Genomic DNA, 14,078 nt, shown 5'->3' with positions numbered 1-14,078 from the left:
GCAAGCCCGGGAAAAGGCGCATTGGCCCTGCAGGTTAGACGCGGAACTGCTCCATCAGCGCCTGCTGCTGGTTGGCCAGCCGGTTCAGGGCCTGGCTGATGCGCGCCGATTCGTCGGCCTGGCCCGCCAGTGATTCGGTCACATCACGAATGCCAGCCACGTTGCGGTTCACTTCCTCGGCCACCGCACTCTGCTCTTCGGCGGCCGAGGCAATCTGCAGGTTCATGTCGCTGATCACCGCCACCGCCTCGCCGATGCGCAGTAGCGCCGGCAGCGCCTGTTCCATGCGCGAGGCGCTGTCCTGGGCCTGACGCTGGCCTGCATGCATGGCATCGACGACATCCTGGGTACCCTGCTGCAAGCCTTCGATGACCTGGCGGATTTCCTCCACCGAGGTCTGCGTACGCTGGGCCAGGCCGCGCACTTCATCGGCGACCACGGCAAAACCACGCCCGGCTTCGCCGGCACGGGCTGCCTCGATGGCGGCGTTGAGCGCCAGCAGGTTGGTTTGTTCGGCAATGCTGCGGATCACCTCCAGTACCGAACCGATCTGCCCGCTGCGGTCTTCCAGTGCTCGCGCTTCGCCCATGGCGGCGTCCATGTCGGCGGTGAGGCGGTCGATACCCTGGCGCGTACTGTCGATCAGTTGCAGGCCTTCGCGGCTGGCCTGGTCGGCAGCGCGTGCGGCCTGGGCTGCCTGCGAAGCGTTATGGGCGACATCCAGGGCGGTGGCGCTCATTTCGTTGGCCGCAGTGGCCACCTGTTCGATTTCACGGTGCTGTTGCTGCATGCCGTTGCTGGTCTGGCTGGCGATATCTGCCGACTGGTCGGCGGTGTCGCGGGCTTGTTGCAGTGAACCTTTGACCTGGGCGATCACCGGCTGCAGCTTGTCGAGGAAGCGGTTGAACCAGCCGGTGAGCTGGCCCAGCTCGTCCTGCCGGGCGTAGTCCAGGCGCCGGGTGAGGTCGCCCTCACCGCTGGCGATGTCTTGCAGGCGCGCGGCCACCGCCAGGATTGGCCGGGACACGCCGCGGGCAGTCAACCCGACCAGCAACAAGCCGGCTAGCGCAGCGCCCAGGCCCACCAGCAGGCTGATCAGGTTGGCGCTCTGGTTGTGCTTGCCCAGGCGCTGGTTGAGGGCGACGGCGGGGGCCTGCAGCGCGCTTTCCGGCACGTCCAGCAACACTTGCCAGGGAGCAGCGCCGGGTATCGGTGTGAAAGGGTGGGCCACGCGCAGCAGGCCTGCGGTGACCGTCTTGTCCATCGGATTGCCGAGCGTGCTGGCGTCGCGGCTGTTGCCAGCCAGCAGGCCTGTGGCGCTGGCAATACTGACCTGGCCCTGGCCGTCGAACAGTTCACTGCGGCCGTCCAGGCTCAGCTGCTGCAGGTTGGCCAGGCCGATGTCCAGGCCGACCACGCCGACCACCTTGCCATGCTCCAGCAGCGGCAGGGCGATGCTGGTCATCAGCACCTGGCGGCCATTCACCTCGTCGAGGTAGGGCTCCAGCACGCAAGCGCTGGCGGTGTCCTGCGGGCACGTCAGCCAGCGGTTCTTGGCCACGCCATTGCTGCCGATGCCGGCATCGCCGAGCATCGATTCCGGCATGGCTTCGAGCTCGAGGGTGCCGGGGCGGGGCTGGGACCAGTACAGCGAGAAGCGCCCGCTGTCATTGCTGCCTGCGGCATCCTGGCCGACATACTGGCTGTCCTGGCCAAGGGCGTCGGGCTGGAACACCAGGTACAGGCCGATCACGTCCGGGTTGGCGCCCAGGCTGGCCTGCGCCTGGCGCGTCAGTTCGGCGCGCAGGTCGCTGCCGCCGCGGGCCTTGAGCACCTGCACCAGGCGGGCGAAGCCATTGGCGTATTGATAGGCGTCCATGAAATAGCGCTGGATGCGCAGCGCCTGGTTTTCGGCGAGGGTTTGCAGGCGCAGGCGCGCGCTGCTGTCGAGCATCTCGCTGCTGGCCTGGTTGACCAGTGCCGCGCTGCGCCGGGCCTGGGCCAGCGAGTTGGTCACCAGCAGGGCGACGATAGCCAGCAGGCACAAGCCGGCGAGCAGGGTGATTTTCCACTGGATGGAGAGGCGACGCAGCGGCATCAGGGCTTTCCTTTTCGAGCAAATGCAACGCCCGCGATCAGGCGCGGGCGTTGGCGGCAGCATGGGTCATTCAGCGATGTAGTTGGGCGGCGCGTCCCGGAACGCCTTGGTCAGCCAGGCCAGGTACAGCAGGCCGAGCAGCGCCCAGACCCCACCGAACAGCAGCGAGTTGGCATTCAGGTCGAGCCACAGCGAGACGATGATGCAGAAGCCGATGGTGGGCACCACCAGGTAGGTCAGCTGGTTGGCCAGGCCCTGGCGCTTGCCTTCGCGCAGGTAGCAGTGGTTGATCACCGACAGGTTGACGAAGCTGAACGCGACCAGTGCGCCGAAGTTGATGATCGAGGTGGCGGTGACCAGGTCGAAGAAGATCGCCGACAGCGAGATCAGCCCGACCACGGCAATGTTCAATACTGGCGTCTTGTAGCGCGAATGCAGGCGGGCAAACAGGCTGGCCGGGATCACGTTGTCGCGCCCCATCACGTACAGCAGGCGCGACACGCTGGTTTGCGAGGCCAGGCCCGAGGCGATGGTATTGATTACCGTGCAGGCGATGAAAATCGACTGGAACAGCTTGCCGCCGACATACAGGGCGATTTCCGGCAGGGCCGCTTCATGGTCGTGGAAGCGTGCCATGGTCGGGAAGTAGGCCTGGATGAAGTACGACACGGTGATGAACACCACGCCACCGATCAGGGCGGTGAGGAAGATTGCCCGCGGGATGGTCTTGCCCGGGTCGCGGGTTTCTTCGGACAGGCAGGTGACGGCGTCGAAGCCGAGGAACGAGAAGCACAGGATGGTCGCGCCGGCGGCCAGGGCGCTGAGCTGGGTCTGGTTGTCGGCGAACGGCAGCAGGCTCCAGGCGGTACCCAGCCCTTCACCCTCGCCAAGGCCGCGCACGCACAGGTAGATGAACACGGCGATGATCGCCACCTGCACCGCCACGAACAGCAGGTTGAAGTGCGCCACCAGGTTCACGCTGCGCATGTTGATCAGGCTGATCAGGGTGACGAAACCGGCCACCCACATCCACTCCGGTACTTCCGGGAACATGGCCGAAAGGTACAGCTTCGCCAGCAGCGCGTTGACCATCGGCAACAGCAGGTAGTCGAGCAGCGACGACCAGCCGACCAGGAAGCCCATGTGCGGGTTGATGGCGCGCTGGGTGTAGGTGTAGGCCGAGCCCGATTGCGGGAAGCGTTTGACCAGGGTGCCATAGCTCACGGCGGTGAACAGGATCCCGGCCAGCGCCAGGATGTAGGCGCTGGGTACGTGGCCGGCGGTAATCCCGGAGACGATACCGAAGGTGTCGAACACGGTCATCGGCGTCAGGTAGGCCAGGCCGATGATGATCACGTGCCAGAGGCGCAGGGTTTTGCGCAGTTGGCCGTTGCCGGAAACGCTGTAGTCAGGCTGCATGCTGGCATGGCTCCTGCGACGGGGCGTAAACGACGGGCACGGGGTATTGCGCATGCGGCAAGGGCGAGCGGGTGGGCTCCATGTTGTTCACCTTTTATGTCGGAGCGGCGGGAGGCGCGTGGGGAGCGCGCAAAGTGGTGAAAATAAAAAACGATGCGTAGGTTGGTGTCAAGTTAAACATGACAAGATGTTACTGATTTGAAATGGGTGTCGATCAAAATAGGTTGTTGTTCGGTTTTTGCGCGTTTTTTTGCGATTTTGATCAATTTGTGTGTTCGTAAAAATTTACAAGAATTGGACCGCCCTGCAGCGAATGTCAGGCTTTTCCCAAAACGCAATTTCTCCAGCTGGCCCAGCGCCATGCCTGGGTTTGCAGTGGTACTCTTGGCGTCCTGCGGCCCAGGGCCGCATATGAACCCCTTACGGACAGCAATCGGTTCCATTCATGAAGAAATCAGTTGGCATCCTTTCCGGCCTGGCTATCGCCATTGCCGTCGCAATCCCCGCTGGCGCCTGGTACACCGGCAAGCAGCTTCCCACAGAGCTCGACAACGCCCTGTCGCGCAGCAACGCCGAACTCAAGAAGGCCCTGGTGAGCACCGGCGGCAGCATGAGCATCGAGCGGGTGTCGCTGGAGCAGCATTGGTTCAGCAGTACCGCCCAGTACCGGCTCACGGCCCGGGACATCCGCCTGGGTGATGGCGAGGTGCTGAACTTCGATGTAGGCGTGACCGACCAGATCGAGCACGGCCCGTTCCCCTGGTCGCGGGTCAAGGCGTTCAAGCTGATGCCGGTGCTGGCATTCAGCAGCAGCACGCTGCAGAAGGACGACGCCACCGCGTCGTGGTTCGCGGCTGCCGGCGAGCAGGCTCCGGTCAGCGCGCAGACCAGCCTGGGTTACGGCGGCAATGTGACCAGCCTGATCCAGCTGGCGCCGGTCAAGCTTGATGAAGCGGACGGCAGCCGCCTGGACTTCTCGGGCATGCAACTGCAGGTCAGTGGTGACCAGCAAGGCAAGGCCTCGACCTTCAGCGGCCAGGCCGACCGTTTGCTGATGAAGCTGGTAAGCGATGACCAGCCGCCAGCCACGGTCGAGCTCACGGGCCTGAAGGTCGATGGGCAGTTGTCGGCTACCGCTCACGAGGCCATCTATGTGGGCAACGTCGACCTGGCGCTGGCCGAAACCAAGGTCACCCTGGGGCCCAAGCAGCAGGTGCTGCTGGTCAAGGGCTTGCAGCAGAATGTCCGGCAAACCCTGGAAGGGGCGGACACTGTCGGTGGCCGCGTGGAGTACAAGGTCGAGGATATCCGCTGGGATGACCGGGCGGTGGGCAAGGCGCAGATGGCGGTAAGCGTCTCTTCGCTCAATGCGCCGGCGTTGCAGGCGTTGTCGGCGTGGTACCAGTCGCACCTGCCGGAGCTCGAGGCCGCTGCGGCCGCCGGCGAGCCAATGCCGGAAATCCAGATGGACGAGGCAGAAAAAGCCCAGTTCCAGGCCGACCTGCAGAAGCTGCTGGCCGCCAAGCCGCGGGTGGCGGTGGAAAACCTGTCGTTCAAGACTGCCAATGGCGAAAGCCGCTTCGACCTGTCGATGGGCTTTGCCGCCCCGGCCAGCTTCGACCTGCCACCCGATCAGCTCGGCAAGCAGCTGATCACCGAGGTGAAGAGCAAGCTGTCGCTGTCCAAGCCGATGATTGGTGACCTGGCGACCTTGCAAGCGCTGCTGGACGGCCAGACCGACGCCCAGGCCATCGCCCTGCAATCGAGCCAGGCCGGGGAAATGGTCGGCGTGATGGCGCTGCAGAGCGGCATGGCCACGGTGCAGGGCACCGATGTGGTGAGCAGCCTGCACTATGCCGACGGCATGGTCGACTTCAACGGCCAGAAGATGACCGTGGAAGAGTTCGCCATGCTCATGGCCTCGCACCTGGGCGCCCTGTCGCCGCAGGGCTGATATTGGTACCTCATCCTGCAGGAGCGGCGGAAAGGGCTGCGTAGCAGCCCCGTCAATCTTGCAGGATGGCTGGGATCCTGGGGCCGCTGCGCGCCCCGTCGCGACACCAGGCAGCTCCTGCAGGAAGGCGGTGCAGGTCGCTAGCTCGGCAACACAAAAACCGCTTTAGAAATCGCTGGATTATCTGTAGCCTTCGGCCTCCGATAATAATCCGCGCCCGCAGAGGGCCGTGGCGGCCTGCGTGCCGTCCGGCACCCTTGGCCGATCTGCCAGGGCCGGGTGATACACTCGATTCGACGCGCGCACGCGCCTGCAGGTCCAGCGATCATGACCCAGATTTCCGAACGCCTGTTGGTTCAGGCCCACCTCGACGCCAAGCAGCCCAACCCGCTGACAGCCGAGCAGGAGGCCGAATACCGTGCGGCCATTGCTGCCGAGCTCAAGGCGCAGAACGCCGTACTGGTCGCCCATTACTACTGCGACCCGGTCATCCAGGCGCTGGCCGAAGAAACCGGCGGCTGCGTGTCCGACTCGCTGGAAATGGCCCGCTTCGGCAAGAACCACCCGGCGCAAACCGTAGTGGTTGCCGGTGTGCGTTTCATGGGCGAGACCGCAAAGATCCTCACCCCGGAAAAGCGCGTGCTGATGCCGACCCTGGAGGCTACCTGCTCGCTCGACCTGGGTTGCCCGGTAGAGGAGTTCTCGGCCTTCTGCGACCAGCACCCCGAGCGCACCGTGGTGGTCTATGCCAACACTTCCGCGGCGGTGAAAGCCCGTGCCGACTGGGTGGTGACTTCAAGCTGTGCGCTGGAGATCGTCGAGAGCCTGATGGACAACGGCGAAACCATCATCTGGGGCCCCGACCAGCATCTGGGCCGCTACATCCAGAAGCAGACCGGCGCCGACATGCTGCTGTGGGACGGTGCCTGCATCGTTCACGAAGAGTTCAAGTCGCGCCAGCTGGCCGACATGAAAGCGCTGTATCCGGACGCGGCGATTCTGGTGCACCCTGAATCGCCCGAGGCGGTGATCGAGCTGGCCGATGCGGTCGGTTCCACCAGCCAGCTGATCAAGGCTGCCCAGACCCTGCCGAACAAGACCTTCATCGTCGCCACCGACCGTGGCATCTTCTACAAGATGCAGCAGCTGTGCCCGGACAAGGAGTTCGTCGAGGCTCCGACCGCCGGTAACGGCGCGGCCTGCCGCAGCTGTGCGCACTGCCCGTGGATGGCGATGAATACCCTGGAGCGGGTGCTGGATTGCCTGCGCAAGGGTACCAACGAGATCTTCGTCGACCCGGCACTGGTGCCGAAGGCGATCAAGCCGCTGAACCGCATGCTGGACTTTACCCAGGCCGCGCGCCTGAAGTTGTCCGGTAACGCCTGACGCCAGACCGCGTCGCTTTCTTCGCGGGCACGCCCGCTCCCACAGGTACTGCACCGCCCTTACAAGCGGTGCAGTACCTGTGGGAGCGGGCGTGCCCGCGAATGGCCCTCAGCGCCCCATCATCTCCCGAACCATGCGCTGCTGTTCCATGATCTCGCGCTGGCGCTGGTCAATCTGCGCCGCCAGCGGGAAGTTGCCGCCAGCCCGGCGCTTGGCGTAATCCAGCTGCTGGATCGCCTGGTCAAAATCCCCCACCAGCGTGAAGTATTCGGCCCGCGCCCGGTGCAAGCCGATGGTATTGCCCGACAAGCCGCGCACTTCGGCCATGTCGTACCACACGTCCGGGTCATCCGGGCGGCTTTTCACCAAGTCATTCAAGACCTTTTCAGCCTCGGCAGGCTTGTTCTGCTTCACCAGCAGGTCGGCACGTACCTGCTTCAACGGGTAGTTGCCCGGGTACAGCCCCTGCATGCGCTCGGCCCGCTGCTGTGCGTCGGCCAGGCGATTGTTGGTGATGTCCAGGTCGATTTGCGCCAGGTTATAGGTGATGTCGTTAGGCGCTTTGGCCAGCAACGGCTTGAGGTTCTCCCGCGCTTCGTTGAGCTGGCCGCCCTTGATCTGCGCCAGGGCCAGGCCGTAACGCGCTGCGTCCAGCTTCGGGTCTTCATCCAGCTGGGCGCGGAAGCGCTTGGCCGCCAGCCCTGGGGTGCCTTCGTAGGTCAGTGCCACCCGCGCGCGGATCAGCTGGTAGCGCATGCTGTCCTCGACGCCGCCCTTGGGCGCCTGCTCGGCACGGTTGCGGGTGTCGGCGATACGCGATTCGGTCACCGGGTGGGTCAGCAGAAACTCCGGCGGCTTGGCGTCATAGCGGTATTGCCGCGCCAGGCGTTCGAACATGGTTGGCATGTTGCGCGGGTCGTAGCCGGCCTTTTCCAGGTTCTGGATGCCGATGCGGTCGGCTTCCTGTTCGTTCTGCCGCGAGAAGCGCCGCTGTTCCTGGATCGCCGCCGCCTGGGTGCCGGCGATCACGCCGATACCGGCATCGCCACCGCCGCCGGCCGCCAGCACGATGCCGGCCAGCAGTGCCGCCATCATCGGCAGCTGCATGCGCTGCTGGGCCTCGACGCCGCGAGCGAAGTGGCGTTGCGACAAGTGCGCCAGTTCGTGGGCCAGTACCGAGGCGTATTCGCCTTCGGTCTGGGCGTTGAGGAACAGCCCGCCGTTGACCCCGACGATACCGCCCGGGGCCGCGAAGGCGTTCAGTTCACGGCTGTCGATGAGGATGAATTCCAGGCGCCGGTCCTGTAACTGGCTGGTTTCGGCCAGGCGGTACACGCTGGTTTCAACATAGTCCTTGAGTTGCGGATCGTTCAGCTGGTTGACCTGGCCACGCAACAGGCTCAGCCAGGCGCGGCCAAGCTGGTGTTCCTGTTGGGGCGAGACGATTGCGGAACTGGCGTCGCCCAGTGAAGGCAGGTCGTCTGCATGGCCAGGGAGGGCCAACAGGCAGGCCAGCGTCAGCAGGGTAGGGCGCAGTAGATTCATGCATGAAACTCGCGTCGGTCAAAGATACCTACTGTAGCGGGCTCACACGTTGGCGACCAGTGGCGCTATCCTAGCCGACCCAACCAGGCCGCAGCCTGGCAACGCCTTTGGAGAGCCGCGCAATGAGTGACACCCTGACCTGTGACGCCGAGCTGGACGCCAGCGGGCTGAATTGCCCGCTGCCGCTGCTCAAGGCCAAGATGGAGCTCAACCGCCTGGCCAGCGGCGCGGTGCTCAAGGTGATTGCCACCGACGCCGGTTCGCAACGCGACTTCCGCACTTTCGCCCAGCTGGCCGGTCATACCCTGCTGCAGGAGACGGCCGAGGCTGGCACCTACACTTACTGGCTGCGCAAGGCCTGAGTCTTTCCAAGGATCGTCAATGTTCAAAGTGCTTCGCGACTGGATGCAGCGCTACTTCTCGGATGAGGAAGCGGTGGTGCTGGCGGTCTTGTTGTTCCTGGCTTTTACCGCAGTGCTTACCCTGGGTGGCATGCTCGCGCCGGTACTGGCAGGCATGGTGCTGGCGTTCCTCATGCAGGGGCTGGTCAATGCCCTGGAGCGCCTGCGGGTGCCGACCCGGTTGGCGGTGCTGCTGGTGTTCGCCCTGTTCATGGGCGCGCTGGCCGTGTTCATGCTGGTGCTGGTGCCGCTGCTGTGGCATCAGCTGATCACCCTGTTCAACGAGCTGCCGGGCATGCTCGGCAAATGGCAGTCGCTGCTGTTGCTGTTGCCCGAGCGTTACCCGCACCTGGTGTCGGACGAGCAGGTGCTGCATGCCATCGAGTCGGTGCGCGGGGAAATCGGCAAGTTCGGCCAGTGGGCACTGACCTTCTCGCTGTCCAGCCTGCCGCTGCTGGTCAACGCCATGATCTACCTGGTGCTGGTGCCGATCCTGGTGTTCTTCTTCCTCAAGGACCGCGAACTGATCGGCCGTTGGGTCAGTGGCTACCTGCCACGCCAGCGCACCCTGCTGAACCGCGTGGGCAGCGAGATGAACCGGCAGATCGCCAACTATATCCGCGGCAAGGGCATCGAGATCCTGATCTGCGGCATTGCTACCTACATCGCCTTTATCAGCCTCGGGCTCAACTATGCCGCGCTGCTGGCCCTGCTGGTGGGGCTGTCGGTGGTGGTGCCGTACGTGGGTGCAGTGGTGGTGACCGTGCCGGTGACCCTGATTGCGTTGTTCCAGTGGGGCTGGGGTGACCAGTTCATCTACCTGATGACGGTATACGCGATTATCCAGGCGCTGGACGGCAACGTGCTGGTACCGCTGCTGTTCTCCGAGGCGGTGAGCCTGCACCCGGTGGCGATCATTTGCGCGGTGCTGCTGTTTGGCGGGTTGTGGGGGTTCTGGGGGATCTTCTTCGCGATCCCGCTGGCGACCTTGATCAAGGCCGTGCTGGATGCCTGGCCACGGCAGGAGCCTAGTGTTTCGCCGATGCTTTGATGCAATTGGGGCCGCTTTGCGGCCCTTCGCGGGCACGCCCGCTCCCACAGCTTCCGGCTCGATTTCTGTGGGAGAGGGCGTGCCCGCGAAGGGCTGCAAAGCAGCCCACAGCAATCTCAAGCCTTGTTCAGGGCCTGGGCAGCAGTCAATACGGCATCCACATGCCCCGGCACCTTCACCCCGCGCCATTCCTGGCGCAGCACACCGTGCTTGTCGATCAGGAAGGTGCTGCGGTCGACGCCCAGGTATTCCTTGCCATACAGCTTCTTCAGCTTGATCACGTCGAACAGCTGGCACAGCGCCTCGTCCTTGTCGCTGATCAGCTCGAACGGGAAGCCTTGCTTGGCCTTGAAGTTCTCATGCGACTTGATGCCGTCGCGCGACACGCCGAACACCACGGTGTTGGCCGCGGCAAAGGCGTCATGCTGGTCACGGAAACCCTGGCCTTCGGTGGTGCAGCCCGGCGTGCTGTCCTTCGGGTAGAAGTACACCACCACCTGGCGGCCCTTGAGTTGGCCCAGGCTCACGGTTTGCCCGCTGGTGGCCTGGGCCTGGAAATCGGCGACCGGTTGGTCGAGTGCTACGGCCATGGTGGCTCCTTACATGGGGTTCTGTGGGCGCCAGGGCTCGATCAGCGCGTCCAGGTTCAGCGCATCGGCAAAGTCCAGGAACTGGTCACGCAGCCAGCTGATCTGGGTGCCGGCCGGCAGGATCACGGTGAACTGCGCGTTGAGCATGCTGCTGCCGGTTTGCGGCGCCAGGTAGGTGTCGCAGGTCATGGCTTCCAGTTCGACGCGGTGGTCGAGGAAGAACTGGCACAGCTCGTTGATGATGTCCGGGCGGTAGGCGGCGCTGACGTAGGCCACGTAGGGCAGGGCCTGCGGGCGCACTTCCTGGTCGGCGCTGCGCACCACGTCGAGGGTCAGGCCGTGCTTCTTGCCCAGGCCCGGCAGCATGGCTTCGAGGCGTGCCAGGGCATCCCAGCTGCCGCCCACCTGCAGTACCAGGGCGCTGGTCTCGCCGTGGCGGCTCAGGCGCGAGGTAACCACCGCGCAGCGGTTCTCGAACGCAGCGCGGCTGAGGACGTTGGCCAGTTCCATGGGGTTCGGGCCCAGGGCACTGATGACAAGGAATTGTTCGCGGACGGTGGGGGTGGACATGCAGCATTCCTAAAGCGATGAGCGGTCGGCACAGGACGGGCGAAAGCCTCCTGTCGGCAGGGCCCGGGGCTCGCATGCGAGGTCGTGGACGCTGGCGGGGAGCAAGGTCGACGGCCCGGCGGGCCGCGCTGCACCGATCAAAGCATCAAGGGTAGCGAAATAAGGCGCCGAGGGGAATGCTCCGCCCGCCTGCTTCGCTTGTGCAAGGCCGATGCCCCCAGTACCATTACCGCTCTCTTTTTCCGGCAGGAGCAGTTACATGATTGCGGGCAGTATGGTGGCGTTGGTCACTCCCATGGATGCACAAGGGCGTCTTGACTGGGACAGCCTCGACAAACTTGTAGACTTCCACCTGGAAAACGGCACCCACGCGATCGTCGCTGTCGGCACCACTGGCGAGTCGGCCACGCTGGATGTCGAAGAGCACATCCTGGTCATCAAGCACGTGGTCGAGCGGGTCAAGCGCAGCAGCCGCCGCGTGCCGGTCATTGCCGGCACCGGTGCCAACTCCACTGCCGAAGCCGTGCACCTGACCCAGAACGCCAAGAGCGCCGGTGCCGATGCCTGCCTGCTGGTCGTGCCGTACTACAACAAGCCGACCCAGGAAGGCCTGTACCAGCACTTCAAGCACATTGCCGAAGCCGTCGACATCCCGCAGATCCTCTACAACGTACCCGGCCGCACCTCCTGCGACATGCAGGCCGAGACCGTGATCCGCCTGTCGAAGGTCAAGAACATCATTGGCATCAAGGAAGCCACCGGCGACCTGGCCCGCGCCAAGGCCATCCTCGATGGCGTCGACCGCGACTTCATCGTCCTGTCCGGTGACGACCCGACCGCCGTCGAGCTGATCCTGATGGGCGGCAAGGGCAACATTTCCGTCACCGCCAACGTCGCCCCGCGCGAAATGGCCGACCTGTGCGAGGCCGCCCTTGCGGGCAATGCCGAGAAGGCCCGCGCAATCAACGAAAAACTCATGCCGCTGCACAAAGACCTGTTCTGCGAGTCCAACCCGATTCCGGTGAAATGGGCACTCGTCGAAATGGGCCTGATGCAAAAAGGCATTCGCCTGCCGCTGACCTGGCTGAGCGAAGGCTGCCACGAAAAAGTCCGTACTGCCTTGCGCCAGTCCGGCGTACTGGTTTAAGAGGAAGTACACCGCATGAAGCGACTGGCTGGTCTTTCTGCCCTTGCCCTGATCATTTCCAGCACCAGTGGGTGTGGCTGGCTGTGGGGCGAGGATGGCTATTTCCGCGACCGCGGCAGCGATTACCTGCAGGCGCACCCGACCGCGCCGATGCAGCTGCCGCCGGACGCCAGCAACATCAAGCGCCTTGACCCGCTGCTGCCGATTCCGCGTAACGTCGCCGACGACAACGCCACGGGCGAGTTCGAGGTGCCGCGCCCGCAACCGTTGACCGGCGGCGCCGCCCAGGTCACCGACTACAGCCTGCAGCGCAGCGGCAGCAGCCGTTGGGTACTGGCCCAGCACTCGCCGGCTGAAGTGTGGCCGGTGGCGCGCCAGTTCTTCGAGGACAATGGCTTCCGCATCGCCGAAGAGCGCCCGCAGACCGGTGAATTCAACACCACCTGGCAGCGTTTCGACGAGCTGTCGGCCGCCCTCGGCCAGCGCTTGGCCAGCACCGCCAGCAGCAGTGACAGCGAAGTGCGCGTGCGGGTGCGCATGGAGCCTGGCGTGCAGCGCAACACCTCCGAAGTGTACGTGGTCAGCGTCGAGCGCCCGGCCGGCAGCACCGCCGAGCCGGACTTCCCGTCCAGCTCCAGCAATACCGCAGCTGATGCCCTGCTGGTCGACGAAATGCTCGCCAGCATGAACCGCAGCGCCGAGAAGGGCGGTTCGGTATCGCTGCTGGCCGCGCGCGACTTCGACGCACCCAGCCGCGTCAGCCTGAGCGAAGATGGCAGTGGCAACCCGGTGCTGTACCTGGGCGCCGACCTGGACCGTGCCTGGTCCAGCGTGGGCCGTGCCCTGGAGCAGGGCGGCCAGTGGCGCGTCGAGGACATCAACCGCAGCCTGGGCCTGTACTACATCAACCTGTCGGAAAAGCCCGAAGACAAGCAGAACGAGCCTGGCTTCTTCGGCCGCATGTTCGGCAGCGAACCGACCAAGGAAGAGCGTGAAGCCCGTGCCGAGCGTTATCAGGTACGCCTGAGCAAGGTGGGTGACAGCGTGCAGGTCACGGTCGAGAAGAACATCAACACCGTGGCTCCGGCCGATGTCGCCCGCCGCGTGCTCAGCGCCATTCAGGACCACCTGGGCTAAGTGCGCTTCGCGGTACTCGGAAGCGGCAGCCAGGGAAACGGCACGCTGATCGCCAGTGGTGACACGTTCATCCTGGTCGATTGCGGCTTTTCCCTGCGCGAGACCGAGCGGCGCCTGGCGCTGCTCGGCGTGTCGCCGGCCCAGCTCAGTGCGGTACTGGTCACCCACGAACATGCCGACCACGTGCATGGGGTCGGCTTGCTGTCGCGGCGCTACAATGTACCGGTCTACCTCAGCCAAGGGACCTTGCGCGGCTTGCGCAAACCGCTGGAGGTGGCCGGTTTTCTCGCCTGTGGCGACAGCCTGCGTATCGGCAGCCTGGAGGTGAGCGCGGCACGCGTCGAGCACGACGCCTACGAACCACTGCAATACGTGGTCGGCGACGGCCAGCGGCGCTTCGGCATGCTGACCGACCTGGGCTCGTACGACGCCCGCCTGCTGGAGCGTTACCAGGGCCTGGATGCACTGCTGATCGAGGCCAACCACTGCCGCGACCTGTTGGCGCGTGGCCACTACCCGGCCTTCCTCAAGCGGCGGGTGGGTGGCCTGCAAGGGCATTTGAACAATCACCAGGCCGCGCGCCTGGTGCACGAGTTGGGCTGGAGCAACCTGCAACACCTGGTGCTGGCCCACCTCAGCAGCAAGAACAACCTGCCACACTTGGCTCGCCAGTGCTTCGTCGACACCCTCGGGTGCGACCCGGACTGGCTCCAGGTGGCGAATCAGGAACACGGGCTCGACTGGCGTGAAATCGCCTAGCCCAACACCTCAAGCAAGCGG

Annotated in this window: 12 protein-coding genes; 7 read left to right on the top strand and 5 right to left on the bottom strand. The window is 64.7% G+C overall.

Annotation, left to right across the window (positions count from 1 at the left end):
* Window positions 1–34 precede the first annotated feature (34 nt).
* Window positions 35–2,098, bottom strand: coding sequence for a methyl-accepting chemotaxis protein (locus ACJA3S_RS19025; RefSeq protein WP_406819603.1), 2,064 nt, complete (start codon window positions 2,096–2,098; stop codon window positions 35–37).
* Between the two features lie 66 nt (window positions 2,099–2,164).
* Window positions 2,165–3,517, bottom strand: coding sequence for an APC family permease (locus tag ACJA3S_RS19020; protein ID WP_406819602.1), 1,353 nt, complete (start codon window positions 3,515–3,517; stop codon window positions 2,165–2,167).
* Between the two features lie 445 nt (window positions 3,518–3,962).
* On the opposite strand from ACJA3S_RS19020, the gene ACJA3S_RS19015 reads away from it, so the two are divergent.
* Both ACJA3S_RS19015 and nadA read left to right on the top strand, forming a co-directional pair.
* Window positions 3,963–5,471: a YdgA family protein gene (locus ACJA3S_RS19015; protein WP_406819601.1), complete on the top strand. Its 1,509-nt coding sequence runs from the start codon at window positions 3,963–3,965 to the stop codon at window positions 5,469–5,471.
* A 327-nt stretch (window positions 5,472–5,798) separates the two neighbouring features.
* On the top strand, window positions 5,799–6,857 hold the full coding sequence (nadA, locus tag ACJA3S_RS19010) for a quinolinate synthase NadA (protein ID WP_170031525.1): 1,059 nt from the start codon (window positions 5,799–5,801) through the stop codon (window positions 6,855–6,857).
* Window positions 6,858–6,965: 108 nt separating this feature from the next.
* On the opposite strand, the gene ACJA3S_RS19005 is transcribed toward nadA, so the two are convergent.
* Window positions 6,966–8,402 carry a M48 family metalloprotease gene (locus tag ACJA3S_RS19005; RefSeq protein ID WP_406819600.1) on the bottom strand — a complete coding sequence of 479 codons (1,437 nt, stop codon included), beginning with the start codon at window positions 8,400–8,402 and terminating at the stop codon, window positions 6,966–6,968.
* A 122-nt stretch (window positions 8,403–8,524) separates the two neighbouring features.
* On the opposite strand from ACJA3S_RS19005, the gene ACJA3S_RS19000 reads away from it, so the two are divergent.
* Window positions 8,525–8,764 carry a sulfurtransferase TusA family protein gene (locus ACJA3S_RS19000; protein ID WP_012273752.1) on the top strand — a complete coding sequence of 80 codons (240 nt, stop codon included), beginning with the start codon at window positions 8,525–8,527 and terminating at the stop codon, window positions 8,762–8,764.
* Between the two features lie 19 nt (window positions 8,765–8,783).
* Window positions 8,784–9,854: an AI-2E family transporter gene (locus ACJA3S_RS18995; protein WP_170031519.1), complete on the top strand. Its 1,071-nt coding sequence runs from the start codon at window positions 8,784–8,786 to the stop codon at window positions 9,852–9,854.
* Between the two features lie 116 nt (window positions 9,855–9,970).
* On the opposite strand, the gene ACJA3S_RS18990 is transcribed toward ACJA3S_RS18995, so the two are convergent.
* Together ACJA3S_RS18990 and ACJA3S_RS18985 are read right to left on the bottom strand one after the other, a co-directional pair.
* Window positions 9,971–10,444 (bottom strand): peroxiredoxin, encoded by a 474-nt coding sequence (locus ACJA3S_RS18990; RefSeq protein ID WP_406819599.1) that lies wholly within the window; start codon window positions 10,442–10,444, stop codon window positions 9,971–9,973.
* Window positions 10,445–10,453: 9 nt separating this feature from the next.
* Entirely contained in the window at window positions 10,454–11,014 is a 561-nt protein-coding gene (locus ACJA3S_RS18985) for a glycine cleavage system protein R (RefSeq protein ID WP_013973793.1), read from the bottom strand.
* A gap of 259 nt (window positions 11,015–11,273) precedes the next feature.
* On the opposite strand from ACJA3S_RS18985, the gene dapA reads away from it, so the two are divergent.
* From dapA to ACJA3S_RS18970, 3 genes are read left to right on the top strand one after another with little or no spacing between them, the layout of a single operon-like run.
* Window positions 11,274–12,161 (top strand): 4-hydroxy-tetrahydrodipicolinate synthase, encoded by an 888-nt coding sequence (gene dapA / locus ACJA3S_RS18980; protein ID WP_406819598.1) that lies wholly within the window; start codon window positions 11,274–11,276, stop codon window positions 12,159–12,161.
* A gap of 15 nt (window positions 12,162–12,176) precedes the next feature.
* Window positions 12,177–13,298, top strand: coding sequence for an outer membrane protein assembly factor BamC (bamC, locus tag ACJA3S_RS18975; protein WP_170031511.1), 1,122 nt, complete (start codon window positions 12,177–12,179; stop codon window positions 13,296–13,298).
* Window positions 13,299–14,057 carry an MBL fold metallo-hydrolase gene (locus ACJA3S_RS18970; RefSeq protein WP_406819597.1) on the top strand — a complete coding sequence of 253 codons (759 nt, stop codon included), beginning with the start codon at window positions 13,299–13,301 and terminating at the stop codon, window positions 14,055–14,057.
* Window positions 14,058–14,078: the final 21 nt, after the last annotated feature.

Origin of the sequence: Pseudomonas sp. KnCO4 (genome assembly GCF_045344305.1) — a bacterium.
GTDB classification, from domain to species: Bacteria; Pseudomonadota; Gammaproteobacteria; order Pseudomonadales; family Pseudomonadaceae; genus Aquipseudomonas; species Aquipseudomonas anuradhapurensis.
This window is presented reverse-complemented; position numbering and strand designations above follow the sequence as displayed.

Coding starts and splice junctions, on each gene's coding strand:
- dapA (WP_406819598.1), top strand. CDS start 11,274: ATGATTGCGGGCAGTATGGTGGCGTTGGTCACTCCCATGGATGCACAA.
- bamC (WP_170031511.1), top strand. CDS start 12,177: ATGAAGCGACTGGCTGGTCTTTCTGCCCTTGCCCTGATCATTTCCAGC.
- ACJA3S_RS18990 (WP_406819599.1), bottom strand. CDS start 10,444: ATGGCCGTAGCACTCGACCAACCGGTCGCCGATTTCCAGGCCCAGGCC.
- ACJA3S_RS19020 (WP_406819602.1), bottom strand. CDS start 3,517: ATGCAGCCTGACTACAGCGTTTCCGGCAACGGCCAACTGCGCAAAACC.
- nadA (WP_170031525.1), top strand. CDS start 5,799: ATGACCCAGATTTCCGAACGCCTGTTGGTTCAGGCCCACCTCGACGCC.
- ACJA3S_RS19015 (WP_406819601.1), top strand. CDS start 3,963: ATGAAGAAATCAGTTGGCATCCTTTCCGGCCTGGCTATCGCCATTGCC.
- ACJA3S_RS18995 (WP_170031519.1), top strand. CDS start 8,784: ATGTTCAAAGTGCTTCGCGACTGGATGCAGCGCTACTTCTCGGATGAG.
- ACJA3S_RS18985 (WP_013973793.1), bottom strand. CDS start 11,014: ATGTCCACCCCCACCGTCCGCGAACAATTCCTTGTCATCAGTGCCCTG.
- ACJA3S_RS19005 (WP_406819600.1), bottom strand. CDS start 8,402: ATGAATCTACTGCGCCCTACCCTGCTGACGCTGGCCTGCCTGTTGGCC.
- ACJA3S_RS19000 (WP_012273752.1), top strand. CDS start 8,525: ATGAGTGACACCCTGACCTGTGACGCCGAGCTGGACGCCAGCGGGCTG.
- ACJA3S_RS19025 (WP_406819603.1), bottom strand. CDS start 2,098: ATGCCGCTGCGTCGCCTCTCCATCCAGTGGAAAATCACCCTGCTCGCC.